This is a genomic window from Aureibaculum luteum, assembly GCF_003449015.1.
Lineage (GTDB): Bacteria > Bacteroidota > Bacteroidia > Flavobacteriales > Flavobacteriaceae > Aureibaculum > Aureibaculum luteum.
In genome coordinates, this window is sequence record NZ_QRGD01000001.1 from 1,119,787 (window position 1) to 1,143,997 (window position 24,211).

The 24,211-nt window shown below is 31.4% G+C and carries 15 protein-coding genes; 14 read left to right on the forward strand and 1 reads right to left on the reverse strand.

Features of this window, described 5'->3' with window-relative positions:
* Window positions 1–257 precede the first annotated feature (257 nt).
* The 4 genes from D3P13_RS04925 to D3P13_RS04940 all read left to right on the forward strand — a co-directional run bounded on the left by D3P13_RS04925 (window position 258) and on the right by D3P13_RS04940 (window position 5,209).
* The gene (locus tag D3P13_RS04925) at window positions 258–530 is read left to right on the forward strand and encodes a hypothetical protein (RefSeq protein ID WP_117880156.1); all 273 of its coding nucleotides are present in this window, start codon (window positions 258–260) and stop codon (window positions 528–530) included.
* A 6-nt stretch (window positions 531–536) separates the two neighbouring features.
* A complete protein-coding gene (locus tag D3P13_RS04930; protein WP_232829129.1) occupies window positions 537–1,421 on the forward strand; it encodes a class I SAM-dependent methyltransferase in 885 nt (294 codons plus the stop codon).
* A gap of 220 nt (window positions 1,422–1,641) precedes the next feature.
* Window positions 1,642–2,163, forward strand: coding sequence for an OmpH family outer membrane protein (locus tag D3P13_RS04935; protein WP_117880157.1), 522 nt, complete (start codon window positions 1,642–1,644; stop codon window positions 2,161–2,163).
* Between the two features lie 139 nt (window positions 2,164–2,302).
* A complete protein-coding gene (locus tag D3P13_RS04940) occupies window positions 2,303–5,209 on the forward strand; it encodes an OmpA family protein (RefSeq protein ID WP_117880158.1) in 2,907 nt (968 codons plus the stop codon).
* On the opposite strand, the gene D3P13_RS04945 is transcribed toward D3P13_RS04940, so the two are convergent.
* Entirely contained in the window at window positions 5,201–5,608 is a 408-nt protein-coding gene (locus tag D3P13_RS04945) for a DoxX family protein (RefSeq protein ID WP_117880159.1), read from the reverse strand. The two genes, D3P13_RS04940 and D3P13_RS04945, sit on opposite strands and share 9 nt — an antisense overlap.
* 159 nt (window positions 5,609–5,767) lie before the next feature.
* Here D3P13_RS04945 and D3P13_RS04950 point away from each other — a divergent pair, with 159 nt between their 5' ends.
* The 10 genes from D3P13_RS04950 to D3P13_RS04995 all read left to right on the forward strand — a co-directional run bounded on the left by D3P13_RS04950 (window position 5,768) and on the right by D3P13_RS04995 (window position 24,186).
* Window positions 5,768–11,344, forward strand: coding sequence for an alpha-2-macroglobulin family protein (locus D3P13_RS04950; protein ID WP_117880160.1), 5,577 nt, complete (start codon window positions 5,768–5,770; stop codon window positions 11,342–11,344).
* A gap of 80 nt (window positions 11,345–11,424) precedes the next feature.
* The gene (gene pbpC, locus D3P13_RS04955) at window positions 11,425–13,776 is read left to right on the forward strand and encodes a penicillin-binding protein 1C (protein ID WP_117880161.1); all 2,352 of its coding nucleotides are present in this window, start codon (window positions 11,425–11,427) and stop codon (window positions 13,774–13,776) included.
* Window positions 13,777–13,843: 67 nt separating this feature from the next.
* Complete coding sequence (locus tag D3P13_RS04960) at window positions 13,844–14,575, forward strand: LytR/AlgR family response regulator transcription factor (protein WP_117880162.1); 732 nt, start codon at window positions 13,844–13,846, stop codon at window positions 14,573–14,575.
* 38 nt (window positions 14,576–14,613) lie between these two features.
* Window positions 14,614–15,942, forward strand: coding sequence for a sensor histidine kinase (locus D3P13_RS04965; RefSeq protein WP_117880163.1), 1,329 nt, complete (start codon window positions 14,614–14,616; stop codon window positions 15,940–15,942).
* Window positions 15,943–16,129: 187 nt separating this feature from the next.
* The gene (locus D3P13_RS04970) at window positions 16,130–16,378 is read left to right on the forward strand and encodes a hypothetical protein (RefSeq protein WP_117880164.1); all 249 of its coding nucleotides are present in this window, start codon (window positions 16,130–16,132) and stop codon (window positions 16,376–16,378) included.
* Between the two features lie 187 nt (window positions 16,379–16,565).
* A complete protein-coding gene (gene porZ / locus D3P13_RS04975; protein WP_232829130.1) occupies window positions 16,566–18,902 on the forward strand; it encodes a type IX secretion system anionic LPS delivery protein PorZ in 2,337 nt (778 codons plus the stop codon).
* A gap of 1 nt (window position 18,903) precedes the next feature.
* Window positions 18,904–19,617: a DNA repair protein RecO gene (recO, locus tag D3P13_RS04980; protein ID WP_117880165.1), complete on the forward strand. Its 714-nt coding sequence runs from the start codon at window positions 18,904–18,906 to the stop codon at window positions 19,615–19,617.
* 80 nt (window positions 19,618–19,697) lie between these two features.
* Complete coding sequence (locus tag D3P13_RS04985; protein WP_117880166.1) at window positions 19,698–22,145, forward strand: TonB-dependent receptor; 2,448 nt, start codon at window positions 19,698–19,700, stop codon at window positions 22,143–22,145.
* Between the two features lie 134 nt (window positions 22,146–22,279).
* Window positions 22,280–22,795: a response regulator gene (locus tag D3P13_RS04990; protein WP_117880167.1), complete on the forward strand. Its 516-nt coding sequence runs from the start codon at window positions 22,280–22,282 to the stop codon at window positions 22,793–22,795.
* A 92-nt stretch (window positions 22,796–22,887) separates the two neighbouring features.
* The gene (locus tag D3P13_RS04995; RefSeq protein ID WP_157972832.1) at window positions 22,888–24,186 is read left to right on the forward strand and encodes a TlpA family protein disulfide reductase; all 1,299 of its coding nucleotides are present in this window, start codon (window positions 22,888–22,890) and stop codon (window positions 24,184–24,186) included.
* Window positions 24,187–24,211: the final 25 nt, after the last annotated feature.

The window sequence follows — 24,211 nt, forward strand, 5'->3', positions numbered from 1 at the left end:
TTAAATCATGGTTCCACGTGAAACAAAATTCTAAAACCAATTTAAATTTTAATACTTTAAAAAATGAAGTTGTTTTAAAACAGAGCTTATCGATGTTAAGTTTGGTTTTTGTTCTCTTACCATTTCTGTTTTTTGTTATGATGTTGAGCGTTTTCAATAGTTATTTTTTATTGTTTAGTTTGTTATGCATTGCGGTTTTAGGTTGAAACTGCAAGTATGTAATTAAAAATAATTTTGAAAATAAATTAGTAATTAGAATGTATCGTTTTCCGCTCTTTTCTCGAAAGAAAACGTTGTTGTATCCAAATTATATTTCTATAGTTCATCAGGGTTATAGGGAAGCCGGAGGTTGGATGTGGTACCCTACAGTTTTTGGTGAAGTTCGTTACAAACTATATGTTATAAAGTTCTTTCATGGAAACAAACAAGATACAGTCTTTAAAACTTCTAACAAAGAAGAAGCTATTCGAAAGGCTAACGAGCTTTCAAAATTATTATATGTAAAAATTCATAACACATTAAAATCATAGTTCCACGTGAAACAAATATTAAAATCCCCAATCAAAAACAATACATTAGAACCTTATATTTCTTGCAAAGACTATACTGTTTCACATGAAACATTTTCTATTAGTATAGATAAGGAATCTGAATTGTTGGTAACAACGCCACAACCAAAAGAAGAAGATCTAGGAAAATATTATGAAAGTGAAGACTACATTTCGCATTCGGATACAAAAAAATCTGTCGTAGATAAATTATATCATTCGGTTAGAAATTATACCATAAAGAAAAAGGTAAAACTTATTAATTCTTTCAATGCTGACGAAAAAGCAATTTTAGATATTGGTGCTGGAACGGGTGACTTTTTAGCCGCCTGTAAAAATGATGGATGGAAAGTTACAGGAGTTGAGCCAAACGAAAAAGCGGTAGAAATATTGAATTCCAAATTAGGAGGCTCTAGAGTTCAAATTTTTTCTGATATCAATGAATTGAATTCTGAATCTTATGATGTCATAACCATGTGGCATGTGTTAGAACATGTTCCAAATCTGAAAGAATATATTGCCAAATTAAAATTGCTTTTAAAACCAAATGGAACTTTAATTGTAGCCGTTCCAAATTTTAAAAGTTTTGATGCAAATCATTATAAAGAATTTTGGGCAGCCTATGATGTGCCGAGACACCTTTGGCATTTTTCTAGAAAATCTATCTCAGATCTATTTGGGCAAGAAAACATGAAAGTAGAAAAAGTACTGCCAATGAAGTTTGACTCCTTTTATGTTAGTTTACTTTCGGAAAAATACAAAACTGGAAAGTCAAACTTAGTAAAGGCATTCTGGGTAGGATTAAAGTCAAATAGTAAGGCCAGATCCTCTAAAGAGTATTCATCTTTGATTTATGTGATAAAAAACGCTTAATATTTATTTTAAGAGTTTTTAAGCTCTTTTGTAGCTGTTAATGGTGTTACATTATAAACCTCGACAGAAGCTCTTTAAAAAGACAGTATTTTAAGGTCGTTTTCTATAAATAGTACCTATAAGTATCTAAAGTCTTATAAATTATACTTATAACATTAATTTTAGATATAGAGCGAGGTTATTTTTATATATTTGCCAAAATTTAAAATAAACGTAAAGAATGAAAAAATTAGTAATTGTAGTTATCGTTGCACTTGGATTATTCTCTTGTCAACAATCTGTAAAAATCGCTTATGTGGATGTTGAAGAAATAATGAAAGAATATAAGGGCACCAAAGAAACTGAAGCCACTATGAAAGTAAAGTCAGATAAGTTGAAGGCTGAACTAGATAGTTTAATTTCTAATTGGCAAAACAAAGCTAAAGTTTATCAAGATAATATTCAGAAAATGTCTGCAAACTCCAGAGCTGAAAGAGAGCAGGTTTTAATGCAAGAACAACAACAAATAAATCAACGTCAACAAGTTATACAACAACAAGTACAAGCTGAAGGTCAAGAAAGTTTAGAGGCTTTGTCAAAAGAAATTAATGATTTCGTAAAGACATATGCTCAAGGTAAAGGCTACAATTTTGTATTAGGTACTACAGGAAGTAACGGAACTGTAATGTATGGTGAAGAAAAAGCAGACATAACTGACGATGTTTTGGTGCAATTAAACAAATCTTACAAAAATAAAGAGTAATTTAAAACTACTTATAATCAACACTTTAGGCCTGATAATTTATTTTATCAGGCTTTTTTTTGTTAATAAGTTGTTGATAACAAATACTTAATTATAAAATCTGTCGTTATGAATAAGCTAACAGAACTTAGATTTAATAATGAAGAAATTTATATTATTTACAACGCTATTGTATTTTTCGTTTTCAGTTTTTTCACAAACTGCTGAGAATAAATATTTAATAAAATATTTAGAAACCAATACTACACAACCAGATTATGGTGTAACTTTTTTAAGTGACAATCAGTTTATATACAAATCGCCAAACACTGAAAAAATAAATACGAATAGTTTGAAGCTATCTGAATCAAATTTATTTTTGGCAACTTTAGGTGAAGAAGGAGACATTGTTGAGAAAAAACAAATTCAGGGACTGCCAACAAATAAGGTTACAAAAACTGGAGCGTCTTACAGTACAGATTTAAGAACGGTTTACTATTCTGCTAAGAAATATAGAAAGACGCCCAAGAGAAAAGATAAAGAGCAATTATTTAAAGCTGAAGTTGATTCAGAAGGGAACTGGATTAACGTTGAGAAATTGCCATTTTCAAATAATCGTTATTCTTTTGGAGAACCTTCATTAAGTAAAAGTGGTGAAGAGTTATATTTTACATCTGACATGCCTTCTTCATTGGGTGGGTTAGATATTTTTATGGTAGCCATAAATGATGATGGTAGTTTTGGAGAGCCTATTAATTTGGGTAATAAAATTAATACTTCTGGAAACGAAGTGACACCATATATTACTGAAGATTTAACATTATACTTTTCGTCAGACAATCATAAAGATGGATTAGGGAATTTAGATATCTATACTATTGACTTAAAAAACCCAACAGCAATTGCCGAGCATTTAGATGCACCTATTAATAGTTTAAATGACGATTTTGCATTTATTATTAATGGTAGTGATAGTAAGGGTTACTTTTCTTCAAACAGATTACAAGGTCAAAACAATTATGATATTTATTCTTTTTTAGTTGAAAAAACAAAAGAAGACGGTCCTTGTGTTCAAGAAATTACGGGTATCGTAAAAGACAATGGTACACAAGAAATTATTGAGGATGCAATTATTACATTATATGATGGAGAAAATACAGAAATTGAAGAGTTTAGAACAGATGCTGATGGTATGTATTCTATAACCCTAGACTGTAACAAAACATATACAATTAAAGCAGGAGCTAAAAATTACAATACGGAAGATCATATTGTGAATACAGCTAATTATTTAGAAGCACCAACGTTGGAAGCCAACAAGTTCTTAATTAAGAAATCAGCTGAAGAAATTGAAAATGATAATACACTAATAGGTGCAATTGAAGATGAAGAAACAGTTATCGCTGTAGCTGATGATATCAAGGAAGTTAAAAATGGTATTGAAGAAGCAGTAGAAGAGGAGGCTTATGAAGAGGAGGTAGAAACGATTGCTAATGTCATTGAGACTACTACTTCAGCAGAAGAAGATGAAGCAACTGTTGAAGCTGTTTATTTCGGATTTGACAAATCAATTATTACACCTAAGGCTGCTAGAGAATTAGATAAATTAGGTGATATATTAAGGAATAATAAGAGTATTCATGTTGAGTTATCATCTTATACAGATTCAAGAGGAAATAGTGATTACAACTTAAAGCTATCAGAACGCAGAGCAAGAGCATCAGCTGATTATTTAGTTTCTCAAGGTATTGATAGAAGCAGAATAAAAGCGAAAGGATATGGAGAAAGTAAAATGGTTAATAAATGTATAGATGGAATTGAATGTAGTGAAGCTGCACATGAAAAGAATAGAAGAACTGAAATTGCATTTATAAACCCTCAAGCTTCAGTAGAAAATTTTGATAATAATTCAGTAAGTGATAAAACCGAAATTCTCGAAGAGAAAGCTAAAGAGCCAATTCAAAAAGTTGTAGAAACATCTAGTTATATTGAGACGAAAAAAATAGAACCCTCAATAGAAGAAAGTGATGAAATAGAAGAAGTAATTGAACCAGAAAATGAAATTGTAACTTCTACTCTAGTTAATAGTTTAGCCGAAAATGATAAACCAATTATAACTGAAAAAGTAAAAGAAAATTTTGTCGCTAAAGCATCTACTATTGAATACAAAAAAAAAGAGGAAGTATTAGTTTCTGAATCATTAACTAATAATGTAACTACAACTGAAGAAAAAGAAAATAAAACAATTACTTTAAATGAATCTAAACCTGAAGAGGAAACTTTAAGTGAAGAAGCAAAATGGTTAAATAAGGAAATTGAAAAAAGCAACGAAGACTATGGCAAAATTGAAGCTGAAAAAACGGAGAAAGAAAAACCTCAATTAATAGAGCCAATAACTAAAGTAAATCAGAAAACCTCAGTTAAAAAGGAACCTATAGATGAGGAGATTAACAAATTAGTTGCCACCGCTAAGGCTGAAGAAAAAGTAGCAGAAAAGTTTAATTTTGAACGTGAAGATGCCCAAACGAAAAGTACAATTAGTACAACTGATCCAAACCAATTATTGGCCGATTTAAAAGCTAAACGAGAATCTAAGGAAAATGACATTGATGAATCAGAAGTAAAGCAAATAGAAAAAAAAGTAACAGCAGTAATTGAGCCAACAATTAAAAAAGAGGTAGTACTTAATGCTAGCGAGGTGAGTGTAAAAGCCATGCAAAGTAAAAGAGGTAAATATGTTGAAACGTATAATGCAAAAAAGATAAATGCATTACGTGTTATTTTTAGAATTCAACCCAACACAAATGCCATAAAAGGATACAAAGATGCTTATGTAGTGATAAAATCTCCTCAAGGAAAAGTTGTTAATGAAAAAGGTGTTTTTACTTTAAAAGGAGGTGATGATCAACCTTATACAGACCTAACAACAATTTACTATAATAAACAAAGTATTAAAGCCGTAATGTTTATTGATAAAATAGTGCATAAATTCACTAAAGGAACTTATACTGTTAACATTTTTATTGATGGGGTAGATGTAGGAGAAAACGTTTTAACACTATCTTAAAATATAAACACCAAATACAGTTACCATAAAGTAAACTACAATAGTCATAGCTCCAGCATAATCCTTTGCAACACGTTGACCGAACAACAACATTAATAATATTTTTGAGGCTATTACAGCGGCTAAAAAGCCTATTGTAGTACTTTCAGAAATATATACTTGTATTATTCCTACAATACTTAAAAAGCCTACAATTACTTCACTTACTAGAATAATAATAAGTAACAAAGGCACACTATTTCTTAGAAATGTTTTTGCAAAATGATCTTTTAAAAAAGACACATTTCCTTGCCAATCCGTTATTTTGTCTATACCAGATTGTAAAAAAGTAATGGTAATAAAAACTAAGATTAAAAGTTGAGGGGCAAATTTTATACCTGTGTTATATAGGTTTTCCATGGTTATTGATTTTAATCAAAGATAAGGAAAAAACCCCCATTTTTCAGGGATGCAATAAACCCCCTATTCATGTATCAAATTGTACAATAATCAATTAATTTTGTGGTTATATAGTAATATTGTTGTGTATACGCAGTATTGTAACTTAACCCTTTTATAATGAAGTTCTTAAAACGTATTTTTAGCCTATTTTTATTATTGATAATTGTAATATCATGTAAAAAAGAAAACCCTCAAGAAGATACTGATAACCTTTTTAAATTTAAAGATTATATTTATTACACTACTTCAGGTGTTGTCTCTGTTACCGAATCTTTACAAATAGGTTTGGCAAAAGAAGTGGAAGGTTGGGAGCCTGATAAAGAAATTTCAGAAGACCTTATTACGATATCACCAGCTGTAAAAGGAAAATTAAAGGCATTAAACTCTAGAACATTTGTTTTTAATCCTGAAGAAAATTTAAAACCTGATACTGAATACACCATCAATGTAAACCTTTCAAAAATGTACTTAAACTTGCCATCAGAGTTTAAGGAATATACTTTTAAGTTTAAAACGATTAAACCAAATTTTGCTTTAAATACAAATAACTTACAATCATATAGTAAAGAATGGCAATACATTGAAGGTGTTTTACGCTCCGCTGATGTAATTCCATTAGAAATGGTAGAAAAATTAGTTAGTGTTACGCAAAATGGGAAACCATTATCGATAAAATGGTTGCCTGTGTCACAGAATTCTTCGGTATATCAATTTAAAATTGATAGTATACAACGATTAAAAGACGACTCAGAAATAGATATAAAATGGTCAGGTAAAGATGTTGGAATTGATAATGTAGGTGAAGCAAAAAGAGTTATTCCTGGTATTAGCAATTTTTCTATCGTGAATGCAGATGTAATTCAATCACCTGAACAGCATTTAGCATTAAATTTTTCAGATCCAATTAAAAAGCAACAGAATTTTAAAGGTCTGGTTGCAATAGCAGGAGCTCAAAATTTAAAATATGTAGTTGATGGAAATGTATTAAAAGTTTATCCTGGAACACGATTGAAGGGTAATGTACAAGTAGATGTTTTTTCTGGTATAACCAATGTATACGGTTTTAAATTCAAGAAAAAATTCTCGGAACAAATCGCTTTTGAAGAGTTAAAACCAGCTGTTAAATTAATGAGCAATGGTGTAATTCTACCAGATTCAAAAAATTTACAACTCAATTTTGAAGCCGTTAATTTAAAAGCGGTAGACATTAGAGTTATCAAAATTTTTGAGAATAACATTTTACAATTCTTACAAGAAGAAAATCTTAATGGTATTAATAGTTACAGTATAAGACGTGTTGGTCGTCGTGTAGCTAAACAAACCATGACGTTGATAAAATCTGATATAGAAAATGATGGTAAATGGAAAACGTATGCCGTTGACCTTTCTAAGATGATTAAAACAGATCCTGGGGCTATTTATAGAATTGAATTAAGTTTTACCCAAGAGTATGCTTTAAATAATTGCGACGGAAGTCAATTGGTCACTAACGTTGAAACTGAAGATTACGATGCGTATTTTGAAGATGATGATTATGATGACACTAACCTTGCTGAAGATGAACTAGAAGAACGCGAAGAACAATATTGGGATAACTTGATTTACAATTATAAAAACCACAGATATTACAATTGGGAGGATAGAGAAAACCCTTGTAAAGAGGCGTATTATTTTAACGAAAATAATATTGCTACGGCTAATGTAATGGCAACCAACTTAGGTGTTATTGCCAAAAAAGGAGTTGATAAATCGTATCATTTTGCGGTTACAGATATTTTAACAACCACTCCTATTTCTGGAGCAAAAATAGAATTATTTAATTTCCAACAACAAGAAATAGGCACTGTAAATACGGATAGTCAAGGCTTTGCATTATACAAGGCAGAAAAAAATGCCCATTTTGCGGTGGTCTCTCATGCCGGACAAAAAACCTATCTTAAACTTAATGATGGTTATTCACTATCGTTAAGTAAGTTCGACGTTTCGGGTAAACAATTACAAAAAGGCTTAAAAGGTTATATTTATGGTGAGCGTGGTGTTTGGAGACCTGGAGATAGTATTCATTTAACTTTTATGTTAAATGATGTTGCAAATCCGCTACCTAAAAACCATCCTGTTAAGTTAGAAATTACAGATCCTCATGGTAAATTAACGCATAAATTAATAGATACTGATGGAAAAAATGGCTTCCATAAGTTTACCGTTGTAACGGATGAAACGGCTGCTACAGGTAATTGGAATGCTAAAATAAGTGTTGGTGGAGCAAATTTCTATAAAGCTTTAAAAGTAGAAACGGTTAAGCCAAATCGTTTAAAAATTGCCATTGATTTTGAAGATGAAATTTTAACCGCCAATACACCTATTGACGGAAAATTATCCGTTAAATGGCTTCATGGTGCAGATGCTAAAAATTTGAAAGCTGATGTAAAAGTCAAATTTACGAGTACCTCAACAGCTTTTGATAAGTATCCAAATTATGTTTTCTCTGACCCTACCAGAAAATTTACTCCAGAAGAAGTAACCGTATTTGATGGTAAATTAGATGCTGAAGGAAATGCAAATTTGACTAAAAAACTGAGTTTTAATAGTAAAGCTCCAGGCATGCTTAGAGCTTCATTTTTAACGAGAGCATTTGAAAATGGTGGTGACTTCTCTATTGATGTTATTTCAAAGAATTTTGCACCTTATGATGCATTTGTTGGCTTACAATCTCCAGAAGCTAAGGCTTATGGTTCTTATTTTACTGATGAAGATGTTGAGTTTGATTTGGTGACAGTTAATAATCAAGGGAATCCAATTGCTAAAAAAGGAGTTCAAGTAAAAGTATATAAAGTAGAATGGCGTTGGTGGTGGAACTCGTCTTATGACGATTTAGCTTCGTATGTAGGTAGCCAATATCACAAACCAATTTTAACTAAAGTGATTAATACTTCTGCTAATGGTAAAGGCACTTTTAAAATTAATGTGCCCGATGAAGAAGGTGGAAGATACCTAATACGTGTATATGATCCCGAAAGTGGTCACGCAACAGGTAGAACAGCTTATTTTTATAAAGATTGGTGGAAAAGGCCTGCTGGTAGTGATGCTTCTGGTGCTACAATGTTGGTGTTTTCTTCAGATAAAACCGATTATAATGTAGGTGAAAAAGCAAAGATTACCTTCCCATCAGGAACAGTAGGTAGGGCTTTAATTAGTATAGAAAATGGAACGGAAGTAATTGATCAAAGATGGATTAAAACCCAAAAAGGAGAAACGACAACTGAAATTGATATCACTAAAGAAATGGCTCCAAATGTGTTTGTAAACATATCATTGTTGCAGCCACATGCTTCAACGGCAAATGACTTGCCAATTCGTATGTATGGTGTAATTCCGTTGATGGTTAAGGACCCTAATACAATTTTAGAACCTCAAATTTCAATGCCGAAAGTATTGAAACCTGAAGAAAAATTTACAGTTAAAGTGAGTGAAAAACAAGGTAAACCAATGACATATACCTTGGCAGTGGTAGATGATGGTTTATTAGATTTAACACGATTTAACACGCCAAATGCTTGGGATGAATTTTATAGTAAAGAAGCACTAGGTGTAAAAACTTGGGATATTTTTGATTATGTAATTGGAGCTTATGGCGGAACAATTGCACAAATTTTCGCCATTGGTGGAGATGAAGATGCAGGGCCTAAAAAACCTAAAAAAGCGAATAGATTTAAGCCTGTGGTTACGTATTTAGGACCTTTTACATTGGATAAAGGAAAAACAGCATCACACGAAATACAGATGCCTAAATACATTGGTTCAGTTAGAACAATGGTTATTGCTGGTGACAATTCTAAGGAAGCTTATGGAAGTGCTAGTGAAACAACTCCTGTTCGTAAACCACTAATGGTATTATCTTCCTTACCTAGGAAGTTAAGTCCTGGTGAAAAAGTGACATTACCTGTTACCATTTTTGCAATGGAAGATAAGGTAAAAAGAGCGAATATAAGTTTGAAATTGAGTGATGGAATTACTATTGTTGGTGAACAAACCCAATCGGTAACTTTTGATAAACCAGATGAGAAAATGGTTTATTTTGAGTTAGACGTTAGTAAAGCACAAGGAATTGGTACCATTGAAGTATTGGCATCTGGTAATGGAGAGAAATCATCTTACAAAGTAGAAATTGATGTTGTTAATCCCAACCCGATAAGTTCACGTTCAACACAAGTCGTTTTAGAACCGAATGCATCTCAAAATATTGATTTTACCAGTTTTGGAGTGCCAGGAACAAGCTTTGCTCAAGTAGAGTTTTCTACATTGCCTCCGATGGATTTTACAAGAAGGTTACAGTATTTAATTCGTTACCCACATGGTTGTGTAGAACAAACTACGTCAAGCGGTTTCCCTCAATTGTATTTGACGGATATTTTGGACTTGACTTTTGATAAAAAACAAGAAATTGATAATAACATTAAAAAGACAGTAGAACGTTTGGGAAGATATCAAACTCCAAGTGGCGGATTGAGTTATTGGATGGGGCAAAACAATGCGAATGATTGGGGAACAAGTTATGCGGGCCATTTTATGCTGGAAGCACAGAAAAAAGGGTATGTAATGCCTTTAACCTTTATGAACAATTGGTTAAAATATCAACAAGAAGCTGCTAGAAATTGGAGAGCTAACGCTAGACGTTACAATACGGATTTAGCACAAGCTTATCGTTTATATACTTTAGCTTTAGCGGGTCATGCTGATTTAGGTTCAATGAACAGATTGCGTGAATATAACCAACTTTCTAACGATGCAAAATGGAGATTGGCAGCGGCGTATGCCTTGGCAGGACAAAAAGAAGTGGCTAAGAAAATAGCTCAAACAGCAAATATCCATTTTGAATCTAACACGTATGATTATTATACGTACGGTTCAACGAACAGAAATAGAGCTATGGCAATGGAAACAATGTTATTGACTGACAATCCAAAATCGAGAGAAATGTCCGAATATTTAGCAAAGGAGTTGTCAGCTGATAGATGGATGAGTACGCAAACAACAGCTTACAGTTTATTGGCTATGTCTAAAATGGTAGAAATTGGTGGCGGTAAAGATTTGAATGTAGAGTTCAGTAATAATGGAACTAAAAGTGATGCTGTTAGTACCAAAAAATCTATTGCCCAACGAAAATTGAAGATTGTAGATGGTGCTAATAGTTTAAAAGTAACCAATAAAAAAGCAAATACGGTTTATGTTACCGTCTTGAATTCTGGAATTTTGCCTTTAGGCGAAGAAATGGTAGAAAAACGAAATTTAAGTGTGCAAGTAGTGTATAAAGATACTGGCGGAAGACGTATAGATATTACAAAATTAGCTCAAGGAACCGATTTTACAGCTACAGTAACCGTGAGCAATTTAAAATACGAATATGTAGCTAATATCGCGTTAACAGAAATTTTCCCTTCTGGATGGGAAATTATAAATACTCGCTTTACTGATTATGGTAATTCAACCACAAGTCAGGCTAATTTTACAGATATTAGAGATGATAGAGTCAATTTCTATTTTGATTTAGAAAGACAAAAAACGAAAACGTTTACTGTACAATTGAACGCTTCTTATTTAGGTAAATATTACTTGCCAGGTATTCAAGCGGAAGCAATGTACGACAACGATTATTTTGTGCGAGACAAAGGACAGTGGATTCAGGTAATTAAATAATTGCCTTACTTTTACCTAATAATATAACCTACAAGGTCTTTTGGCTTTGTAGGTTTTGTTTCTGCAATTGAAAATGCACAATGAACAAAATAATTTCCTTAATTAAAACCCATAAAATCAAGAGTGTTATTATTGTAATACTTTTAATTTGGTATTATTTTTCATTACCAAAACAATTATTTTCTGAGCCTACATCTACTGTTATTGAGAGTAGTGATGGGCAATTATTAGGAGCTCAAATTGCTACAGATGGACAATGGCGTTTTCCAAATTCAGATAGTATTCCCACAAAATTTTCAGCTTCTATTGTTGCTTTTGAAGATGCTTATTTTTATAAACATCCTGGTTTTAATCCTGTTTCTATTGCAAAAGCTTTTTGGCAAAATATAAAATCAGGAAGTGTAAAACGTGGCGGTAGTACTTTGACACAACAAGTAATTCGATTATCACGAAAGGGTCAAAGTAGAACCTATTTTGAAAAGTTAATTGAGATCATTCTCGCAACGCGATTGGAGTTTCGTCATAATAAAGATGATATTCTAGAATTGTATGCAGCAAATGCTCCTTTTGGAGGAAATGTGGTGGGTTTAGATGTTGCTGCTTGGCGATATTTTGGTAGAAACCCAAATGATTTATCTTGGGCGGAAAGTGCAACACTAGCTGTGTTGCCAAATGCACCAAGTTTAATTTATCCAGGTAAAAATCAACAACGATTATTAGAAAAGCGGAATAGGTTATTAAAAAAATTATTTGATGATGGCACTATCGATGAATTGACATATGAATTGGCTATTCAAGAAAGGCTGCCTCAAAAACCGTTTCCTTTACCACAAATTGCTCCACATTTGTTGCAAGCTGTACATAGTGAGCATAACGGTAAACGAGTTAAATCATCCGTAGATAAAGCCTTACAGCAACGTGTAAATACTATTGTTAAGAACAATTACAATACGCTACAACAAAATCAAATTTATAATATAGGTGTATTAGTATTAAATGTTAAAACGAGACAAGTAATGGCTTATGTGGGTAATGCTCCCACAGATAATGAACATCAAAAAGATGTAGATGTTGTTGATAAACCAAGAAGTACAGGTAGTATTTTAAAGCCATTTTTATACGCTGCAATGCTTGATGCTGGAGAAATTTTGCCAAACACCTTGGTGGCAGATGTTCCCACTCAAATAGCGAGCTATAACCCCAAAAATTTTAATTTAGAATACGATGGTGCCGTACCTGCAAGTAGAGCCTTGTCAAGGTCTTTAAATGTACCTGCAGTTAGAATGTTACAGCAGTTCGGCTTGGACAGGTTTCATCATTACGTAAAAGAATTAGGCTTAACAGATATTAAATACAATGCTAATCATTATGGACTTTCACTAATTTTGGGTGGTGCTGAAAGCAATTTATGGGATTTATGTAAAAGTTATGCTGGCATGTCATCAACCATCAATCATTACGAAGAAACCAGTGGTAAATATTACACAAATGAGTTTGTAAACCCTACTTTTCTATCAGATACAGAAGTCGATTTTGGAAAATTATCTACCGAAAAAACAATATTTGATGCAGGGTCTATTTACATGACTTATGAATCATTAAAGGAAGTAAACAGGCCTCAAGGAGAAGAAAACTGGGAATTTTTTGATTCCTCAAAAGAAATTGCTTGGAAAACAGGCACTAGTTTCGGATTTAGAGATGCATGGGCTATTGGCTCAACCAAAGATTATGTTGTTGGCGTTTGGGTGGGTAATGCTGATGGTGAAGGGAGACCAGGATTAGTTGGCGTTTCAACTGCGGCTCCAATTTTGTTTGACGTTTTTGATGTCTTACCTAGAAGTAAATGGTTTACCAAGCCATTTGATGAGTTAGAAAAAATTCCTGTGTGTGCTAAAAGTGGGTATAGGGCTTCTGAAATTTGTGTGCAAAAAGATTCTGTTTTTGTACAGCGAGCTGGATTAAAAACCAAGGCTTGTCCCTATCATGTATGGGTACATTTAGACGAAAGCGAACAACATCAAGTAAACTCCTCTTGTTACCCTATCAATAAAATGAAACATACTTCTTGGTTTGTTTTACCTCCTTTAGAGGCGTTTTACTATCAGCGTAAAAATCCTTCTTATAAGAACCTGCCTTTATTTTTACCGGGCTGTTTATCAAGCAATAAGGCAGTAATGGACTTTATTTACCCTAAGGAATCGGTTAAAGTATTTTTACCAAAAGATTTTGACGAAAATACCAATCAGTTGGTTTTTAGGCTAGCACATAATATAGCAGATATAAAAGTTTTCTGGTATTTAGACGAGAATTATATGGGCACAACCCAAACTTTTCATGAATTGGCATTGCGTCCAAAACCAGGGAAACATATCGTTACTGTTGTTGATGAATTGGGCAATGAAATTAAGCGAGTTATTGAAATTACAGATTAACTTTTATGTAAAATACTGAAAATGTAGTATCTTGCAATTAAATAACTCTAATTGCAACCCCTAACCCATGTTAAAGACAGTAATTGTTGATGACGAAATCAATGCACTCGAAGCTTTAGAATGGAAATTAAATCGTTATATTGATGATATAGAAATTATCAAATGTAATGACCCTAAAGAAGCCATAAATACAATTGATAGAGAGAAACCAGATTTGGTTTTTTTAGATATTGAAATGCCAGAAATGGATGGATTTACATTATTACAACAATTATCCTACACTAATTTTGATCTCATATTTACAACCGCACATGACGAGTTTGCTTTAAAAGCAATAAAAGTCTCTGCTATTGATTATTTGCTAAAGCCTGTAGATAAAGATGAATTAATTACCTCAGTTCAAAAAGTTAGAGTGTCTAGAAAAGAAAATGTAATTGAAGACAAATTACAATCTCTATTTTCAAATTTGAAAAGGAAAAATGATAAGATTAGTATTGCAGCTGATGGTAAAATTTCTTTGTTTGACAGAGATGACATTGTAATGTTAAAAGCTGACAAAAGCTATACTACTGTTCATTTAAGCGATAAAAGGACATTATTGGTCACTAAAACGCTGAAAGAAGTTGAAAAGAAATTTAATTATCCTGAGTTTTTTCGAGTTCACGCCTCCTATTTGGTTAATATGAATCATGTTAAAGAATTTTCTAAAAAAGATGGAGATGTCTTAACGTTGATTAATAATTTAGAAGCTTCTGTTAGTAGAAACAAAAAAAATGAATTGTTAGAAAGGTTTTTCTAATCATTTAATTTTCCATTAGATTTATAAAAACGCCCCTTATGCTATTTGAATTAAGTTCTGAATTATATGCATGGATAAGAGGTGGTTTGTTGTTTGCTGCATTATATAGCTTTATATTCTTCATTCTAAATAAAAGAAAACAATACCTTTATTACAGTTTATTTTTACTTTTTTTTTTCCTATACTATCTTAAAAATAGTAGCAACGGTAGGTTCGATTTAATTTATGATTATATAAATTACCCCTTATTACTTTTAGGATTGGCTTCTTATATTGCCTTTGGTAGAGATGTTTTAGAAACAAAAAAGAAAATCCCAGAATGGGATCGGATGATTGTTTTGGCCATGCGTTTTACTTTTATAATAGCATTCGTTTTTATTGGAATTCAATTCTTTTTTGGACATAGCTATCAAGAAAGGGCATTTATCTTTTTAATGCCCATAATTGCTGTATTCTCTGTACTTACCTATTTTGTGTTAACTAAAATAGAAGGAAAGCATGTTACTTATTTTATTATTGGATCCGTATCTTATTTAACGTTAGCAATTGCGGCATATTTATTAAAAATGGCATTTGATAATGAACATTTTATGGGTATGCAGCCAAAATTATTAATGTATTTAGGTGCTTTAATAGAAATGTTAATGACTGCCTTATTAATTGGGAATAAGTTAAGAACATATGAAAAAAATAAAATAAAAATCGAAAATGAACTGATCATAAAAACAAAAGAAATGAATGATCTAAAAATGACCATTTTGCAAACTCAAATGGATCCTCATTTTTTGTACAATTCATTAAATTCTATTAATAACTTTGTATTACAACATGATAAAGAAAAAGCATCAGATTATATTACAAAATTTTCTAGATTAATACGAGAAGTACTTAAAAATTCTACAAGTTTAACAATACCATTAGAAGATGATTTAGGCATTTTAGGTTTATATATAAAGCTAGAGCAAATGCGGACGATTGGTGGCTTTGACTATGTTGTAACTATAGATGAAGGTATAAATTTAAGAGATATTCAAGTACCACCATTATTTATGCAACCATATATAGAAAATGCTATTTGGCATGGGTTTAATACAAAAAAGGATTATAAAAGAATTAGCCTTTCCATATACGATGAGGAAGACAATATACGATGTGAAATAATAGACAATGGTGTAGGTATAAAAGAATCACAAGCTAAACGTGCAAAATATAAATCGGATAGAAAACCCTTTGGTTTAAAAGCTTCAGAAGATAGAATAAAGCTCTTACATGAAAATCAAAAGGTATATGTAATTATTGAAGATATTTCTGATCATAATAATACGGGTACAAAAGTTACTATCAAATTTCCTAAAAAGATACTTTAACAGGCTTTAATCAATTCAAACTAACGTTTTTAGGTATATTTTTATCCTTATTTTGCAATCTTTATTTACCATTTACTGCTAAAATCTTACCGTTTATTAATCTTTTCAGTTCATTCATTGAATTTAATTCATGCAAACAAAAACATAGCGTAAATTTGAGTTATAAATATAATTACTTGGAAACCCAATGTCTATAACATCATTCTCTAAACCATCAGATGCTGACGTATTAAGCAATGTAGACACTAAAGGAAAAGTATTAGGTTTTGTAGATGAAGGTATGGTATTGCAAAATGCAGATGAGACGCGATATGTTAGGACGGTTAAAATAAAATTGGACGAAGAAGAAGTAATACAAAACATTGTGTATATAAAAACGGGGACTGATTGGGTTTTTAAAAAAACAGAAACCATTGCTGTAATTTCACATCCATAAAAAACAAAGAGACTGATTCGTATAAGGGAAAATTACTATGAAAAGGAATGATTTAAAGTTATTCCAAAAAAACCTCAAAATGCTATTAATTTGAGGTTTTTTTATGCCTTTTTTAGAAAATTGTAAGAATTCAAAATTGTTTTTGTTCTAGTTATTATTGAATATCTTTGGCAGAAATCTATTCGTAATGATAAAGAGATTAATTTTCTTATTTGTGTTGATGTCTAACTTGCCCAGTTGGTCACAAACTGATTTTAGTTCAAATTGGGAAGATTTTTACTCGTATAACAATGTAAAAGATTTTATTAAGGTAGAATCAAAAATATATGCAGTAACTGATAATGCTGTATTTATTTATGATACAGTAACCCAGGAAATTGAAAAATTATCTTCCGTTCAAGGGTTGTCCGGAGAAACTACATCTAGCATTTATTATAGTGATATTCATAAAAAACTAGTTATAGGCTATCAAAATGGCTTATTAGAAATAGTTGATGACAAGGGTAAAATTACCTTGGCTACAGATATTCAACGTCTAAGTATTACAGGAGAGAAAGGGATAAATCAGATCACAGAATATAATGATAAGCTCTATTTTTCTACACCATTTGCAATTGTCGTTTATGATATTGATAAATTAGAATATCAAGATACTTATTTCATAGGCAATAATTCTTCAACAGAGAACATAAATCAAATTGCCGTTTATAACAATGTGATTTATGCGGCCACTGAAAGTGGAATTTATACGGCAGATGTTAATAGTAATAGTTTGATTGATTTTAATAACTGGCAGCAACCACAAGGTGACTTTTTAGGCGATTTTAAAACAATAACGGTTTTTAATAATGAATTATTTACATCAAAACTTAGTGGATTTTATAAAATTATTGGAATGGGTTTACAGTTGATTAATTTTTTACCTGATACTATTTTACAAATAAAAGCTTCTGAGAATTATATTACAGTGACAACTCAAAAATCTGCTTATGTTTATAATTCAGCATTGTCACAAGAAGTAGTTGCAAATACTACAGTAGAATATGATTATATTTTACAAGCTGCTTTTGCAGAAAATAATTCCATTTATCTAGGCACAACGGAATTTGGAATTTTAAACCGGAGCTTTTCAAATGGTATCGAACACAATGAAATCCATCCGCAGGGTCCAATTTCAAACGATATATTTTCGATTACTTCAGAAAATGATCACATCTGGGTCGTTTATGGTGGGTATAACGATGCCTTTACGCCACAACAGAGTGAACGTCCAATTAGTCATTTTAATGGCTCAGACTGGGTTAATATACCCTACAGCAGTATAGCTCCTGTGAGAGATTTAGTACACGTAACGGTAGATCCTGATAATATAGAAAAAGCGTATGTCAGTTCATTCGGACAAACATCTGCAGGTCAACTCGGTGCCACGGGTGGAATTTTAGTCGTAGAAAATGATGAAATAACAACTTTTTGGAATCAAACCAACAGTGGGTTAGAAGATTTAGCTCCAGATAATCTTAATTACAGTAGTGTTCGAATTAATGGTACTGCATTTGATAATCGTGGAAATTTTTGGGTAAGCAATTCTTGGGTAAACAACAGATTAAAAAAAAGAAGCCCTAGTGGTGCTTGGGGCGAATTTGATTTAAGTTCAATTATTACCAATGGTGCTTTTGGGTTAACCGAGCTAATTGTTGATAGAACTGGTAGTATTTGGATGGGCTCTAGACGTAATGGTGTGCTAGTTTATAATGAATCAGGTGATAGAAAAAGAGCGTTAGTTACAGAAACTAATAAAGGCTCTTTACCTGATCCAAATGTTAGAACGCTGGCTGTTGATCGTAACAACAGAATTTGGATTGGTACAAAAAAAGGTCTGGTCGTTTATTTTAATGCAGGTAGTGTTTTTGACGATGCTATTTACGATGCTTCTTCAATAGTTGTTGATGACGATGGTATTGCTAAAAAATTATTAGGAGATCAATCTGTAAGTTCTATTGCTATTGATGGGGCTGATAACAAATGGTTTGGTACTGATACGGGTGGAGTGCTTGGTACAAATTCATCAGGGCAAGAGACTTTATTCAATTTTAATAAGAATAATTCACCTATACCGTCTAATAAAATTATTAAAATTAAAGTGGATAATAGTAACGGTAAAGTGTTTATTGCAACAGATAAAGGCTTGGTGGCTTTCAATAATAATGTAGCTCCATTTGGAGAGAGTTTGGGCGAAGTATACGCTTATCCAAATCCTGTTAAAAAAGAACATTCTTTTGTTACTATTGATGGTAGAAATGGTACGCATTTACCTAGAGGAACTAATGTAAAAATTTTAGATGCCTCTGGGCGATTGGTTCATGAGACCAACGTAATTGAAGGTCAAGAATTAAAAGGAGGTAAAGTAATTTGGAACAAAACTAATTTGGCTGGCAGAAAAGTTGCTTCGGGTATTTATATAGTGCTTCTAACAATTCCAGACAAGTCAGAAACTTCAATTACTAAAATAGCTATAATTAATTAAAATGCTAATTACAAGCAAAGCAATTGTACTTAACGCCATTAAATATGGCGACTACGATCTTATTGTAAAATGCTATACAGAGCAAGGATTAAGGTCTTATATGGTTAAACGAATTTTTAAAGCAACAAAAGGTAAGTTAGCTCCTGCATTTTTTCAACCCCTAACGCAATTAGAAATAACGGCTAATTATAATAGTAACAGAACATTACATTTTATAAAAGAGGCTAAAATTAGTACACCATATACCACAATTCACAATAACGTTATTAAACAAACCATGATGGTTTTTTTATCTGAAGTACTCTCTCATGCGTTAAAGGAAGAAGAAGAAAATCAGTCGTTATTTAGTTATTTAGAAACCGCCTTTCAATGGTTAGATAACCATTCAGAAACACCCAATTTTCATTTGGTGTTTTTGATGAATCTCACTAAATATTTAGGGTTCTATCCTGAAAAAGGTAACCAATTTTTGTATTTCGATTTGAATGAAGGTAAATTCACAAATCACATTATATCAAACCTATACATTTCTGGTAAAAATTTAGATTATTTTAAAGCACTACTCGGCACAAATTTTGATATAGAGAATGAGCTAAAACTTAATAAAACGAATAGACACGAATTACTAGAAATTCTAATCCAATATTTTGAATTACATTTACCAGGATTTAGAAAACCGAGATCTTTAGAAGTTTTAAAAGCTGTGTTTAACTAGGCCTTTAATAGGCCTTTAATAAAATTATAATCAATCTATATTAACAAATTAAAACAAATAGGTTGGTAAAATTAATAGAGATGAAGCGTTTTTTATTACTTATTTTAATCTTTTCTTATTTTACTTCAAATGCACAAACAATTACTGTTTTAGATGAAGAAAGCAGGTTCCCAATTTCTAATGTGGCCATTTTTAATGAAAATAAAACAAAACATGTAGTTTCAGATAAAGATGGAAAGGCAGATCTTTCTATTTTTAAATTTAATGACATTTTATCTTTTACTCATTTTTCATATATAGAATATGAAGTTTTAAAACGGCAAATTACAACTGATAAAATTATTTTAAAAAGTACTGAACACACTTTAGATGAGGTTTTCTTATCTACATCAAAAAGTAAAGAATCACGTAATCGAATTGCGGAACAAATAGATGTTTTTTCAATAAAAGATATTCAAAAAATTTCTCCACAGACTTCGGCAGATTTGTTAGCTGAAATGCCTGGTATAAAAGTACAAAAATCACAGTTTGGTGGTGGAAGTCCTGTATTACGAGGTATGGAATCAAATAGAGTGTTATTGGTGGTTGATGGTGTTCGTATGAACAATGCCATTTACAGAAAAGGACATTTACAAAATTCTATTACGGTATCGCCAACAATGTTAGAGAGAACTGAAGTAATATTTGGTCCTTCGTCCGTTATTTATGGGTCTGATGCTTTAGGAGGGGTAATTCATTATTATACCAGAAAACCAACTTTAAGCAATAAGCCTAATGTAAATGGTGCTGGTTTAATGAGGTATAGTACGGTAAACAATGAATTTACTGTACAAGCGGGAGTAGAACTCTCTTTGAAAAAAATAGCGAGTTACACGAGTATTTCTCACAGTAAGTTTGGTGATTTAATGATGGGAAAAAGTCGAAATCATGGTTTTGATGATTGGGGTAAAGTAACTGAATTTTCCAATAATTCAGATAATTATTATAGTGAAACACCAATAGCTAATTCTAATCCCAATTTGCAAAAGAATACAGGATTTGATCAAACTGATTTTTTACAAAAATTACTTATTCCGCTTACTGATAAATCAAGTTTGAGTATAAATTTACAATACAGTACTACTTCTGATATTCCGCGTTTTGATAGGTTAACAGAAAGGAGAGATGGCGAGTTGCGATATGCAGAGTGGTATTATGGGCCACAAAGTAGATTTATGGTATCCACTCAATTGGAGCTCAACCCAGAAAAAAAATGGATGAACCATGGTTTAATTACATTGGCTTATCAAGATATAGAAGAATCTCGTATCGACAGAAAATTTAACAGTCTAGATAGGTCTTATAAAACAGAAAATGTAGATATTTTTAGCTTAAATGCAGACTTTTCTGTGCCCTTAACAAAAACAAAAGATCGTATTTTATCTTATGGAGGTGAACTTACGCATAATGATGTGGGCTCTAACCCTGAAGGAAAAACGTTGGCTGTTAGTGGGAATACAATTACAGGTTATTCAGGTACTTTTGCTGTACAATCTAGGTATGCGGATGGTGGAAGTACGTATTCTACAGCTGCTACCTATGTAAATTATCGTCAAGATATTAGTAAGACTTCCACGTTAAATTCAGGAATTCGTTTTACGTATACAAATTTAGCGGCTACTTGGATAGATGATACTTTTTTTACGTTGCCAGATAATGATATCACTATTGATAATTCAGCAGTAACAGCAACATTTGGGTACATCTTTAAACCGGTTACTAATTGGCAATTTAATGGTGTTTTATCCTCTGGGTTTCGTTCACCAAACTTAGATGATACCGGTAAAGTACGCGAAAAATCAGGAGATGTTACGGTACCGAACATTAATCTAAAACCTGAATATGCCTACAATGCGGAATTGGGGATTTTAAAATATTTTAACAAGAAAAAATTCTATGTTAGCGGAACGGTTTATTATACATTGTTAGACAATTATATTACTCGTGAAGGTTTTATGTTAAACGGTAATACAACGATGATATATGAAGGAGAAGAGGCTAATATCGTTGCTAATGTAAATAAAGATCAAGCCTATATTTATGGAGGAACATTTGATGTAAAAGGTACAATTTCTGACCATTTAAGTACACGAGCTTCGGTAACGTATACCAAAGGTAAGGCGTATGATACTGAAGAGCCGTTATCGTCTATTCCCCCGTTATTTGGCATGGTAGAATTAAGTCACGAAAAAGGTAGATTTAATAGTAGTATCGATTTTAAATTTAATGGTAGAAAAAGACCAGAGGACTATAATATTACGGAAGATATTGACCGTTATGATGAAACACCTTATTTAGCGGAAACAGATTCTTATTATGGTACACCAGCTTGGACAACCTTAAATATTAACTCAAAATACAAGCTTTCGAAAAACTTAGATTTTATGGTTGCTATTGACAATATTTTTGACAACCATTATAAAGAGTTTGCCTCTGGTATTAGTGCTCCTGGGCGTAATTTTTCTTTTACGTTGTTGGGGAATTTTTAAGTTATTATAAATTCAAAGACTTGTTTTCTTCTAAAGAATTAATGACTATATTTGTAAGTGTCGCTTAACATATTTAACAATACCTATCACTTATATTCTTTTTTAGCTCTGTTAAGTAGGCTTTTTATATCTCTATGAAAAATAATCTAACAGATAAATCTCTTGAAAATTGCAATAATATATTAATAGTTGAAGACAATCAATTGTTATCAGATGCAATTGAAATGATGATAAAATTATTGCCTGTAAAAGATTCATTACCAACGTTTCAAATTCAAAAAGCTTTTGATTATGAAAAAGCAGTGGTTAAAATTTTAGAAATCTCAAATCAAGGACATTTAAATACTGTTATTTTAGACATTAATCTCGGTAAGTCAAAAAAAGGTGAACGAAAGTCAGGTCGAGAATTGGGTGTTTTAATAAGAAAGCATGCTCCAAAAACCAAAATCATTGTTTTTACATCTCATAGTGATGAACTTGAAATAAATTCAATTTTAAAAAATATTAATCCTGAAGGATTTTTAATCAAAGATGGTCGTACTGATCATAATTTGTTCCAAGAAGTAATATTAAAAGTGATTAATGGAGAAACTTATTATTGTGATACAGTTTTAAATGTAATGAGCAATATAAAAATCCGAAATAAGTAATTTATTTCAACTTGTTGGAGAATTAAAATAGAGTAATAATGTATAGATTTTTAACCCTTTTAGGATGTTTTTGTGTGTTATTTTCATGTAAAATGAGTAAAACTAACGTAAATGATATTTCAATTGAATTAACTAAAACTGATAATGACTCTATAGCTTTTGATAATTTTTATTCAATAAAAATGGTATCTTCATTATATAATTTTAATCCAAAATTTTACCAATCTCAATTTGAATATAAAAATATACCTAATGTAGATTCACTATTGATTTCAACATTAGTTCAAGACTATAATAAATTTAAGTATGACTTATATAAGTTAGGTTTCCTTGATAGCTTGTCTCCCAGAATAGATAGCTTAATTGAAAAGAAGAAACCAGCTTTGAACGTTCAAGCTATTGTAACCTATTTTTCTAACGGTAAACAGACTGTTATTTTTGATGAAAATAATAATAAAGATTTTTCAGATGACCAGGTTTTAACTTTTAATGAAAATTATTATTTAGAGTATAAAGATCAGAGAATCGATACTAATTTACCTGTTCAAAATCTTAATCTAAGATTAGAAATAAACGACAGTATTATTTTTCAAAAGCGAAAAGTTATTATTTACCCTAGTGCATATTCTTACTATACGGGTTCTTTAAGCAATGATGAGGTAATAAATAAATCTAGAATTCATTTTAAATTTAAAGATTATTGGAAAGGTAAGTTTAGTTACCAAGACAAAAAATACGATTTAGCCATACAAGGTTTTCATCCTCGTTATTTAACGTTTCTTATAAAACCAGATTCATTTTCTTTTAGCAAAACGTCTTCAGAGTATAATGCGAATTTCACTTACAAATTAAAAGATACTATACAGCTGAATAATGATTACTTTGTTTTAGATACTATAAAACAAGATATGTTCGCTTTAAAATTAAAAAAACTTGATTCTTTAAAGGAATTTTTCAGTGATAAAATGGGTTATAAACTCAAAGACTATCAGTTGTTAGATTTGAATAATGTTCCATTTTCAGTTGATAGTGCTTTAAAAGAAAAAGATTATGTTCTATTAGATTTCTGGGGAACATGGTGTTTGCCTTGTATAGCGTTAACTCCGCAATTGAAACGCCTTTTTGATACGTTTGAAAATTTAAATATAGTAGGCATTGCTACGGATAGAGATATAGCCTCTGTTAAGGATTATGTAAAGAAAAACGATATTAGCTGGAAGAATACATTCAACGATGCCTCACCTAAGGGAATTAAAAGAGATTTAAGAATCTCAGCATATCCAACGTTTATATTAATTGATAATAACCGCAATATAGTATATCGGGGTGTTGGTAAGTTAGCCTTAAATGAAATAGAAGAGATAATTAACAAAAAAACCCGAAACAAGTAGCATTCAGCAAAATGGTATTCAAAAA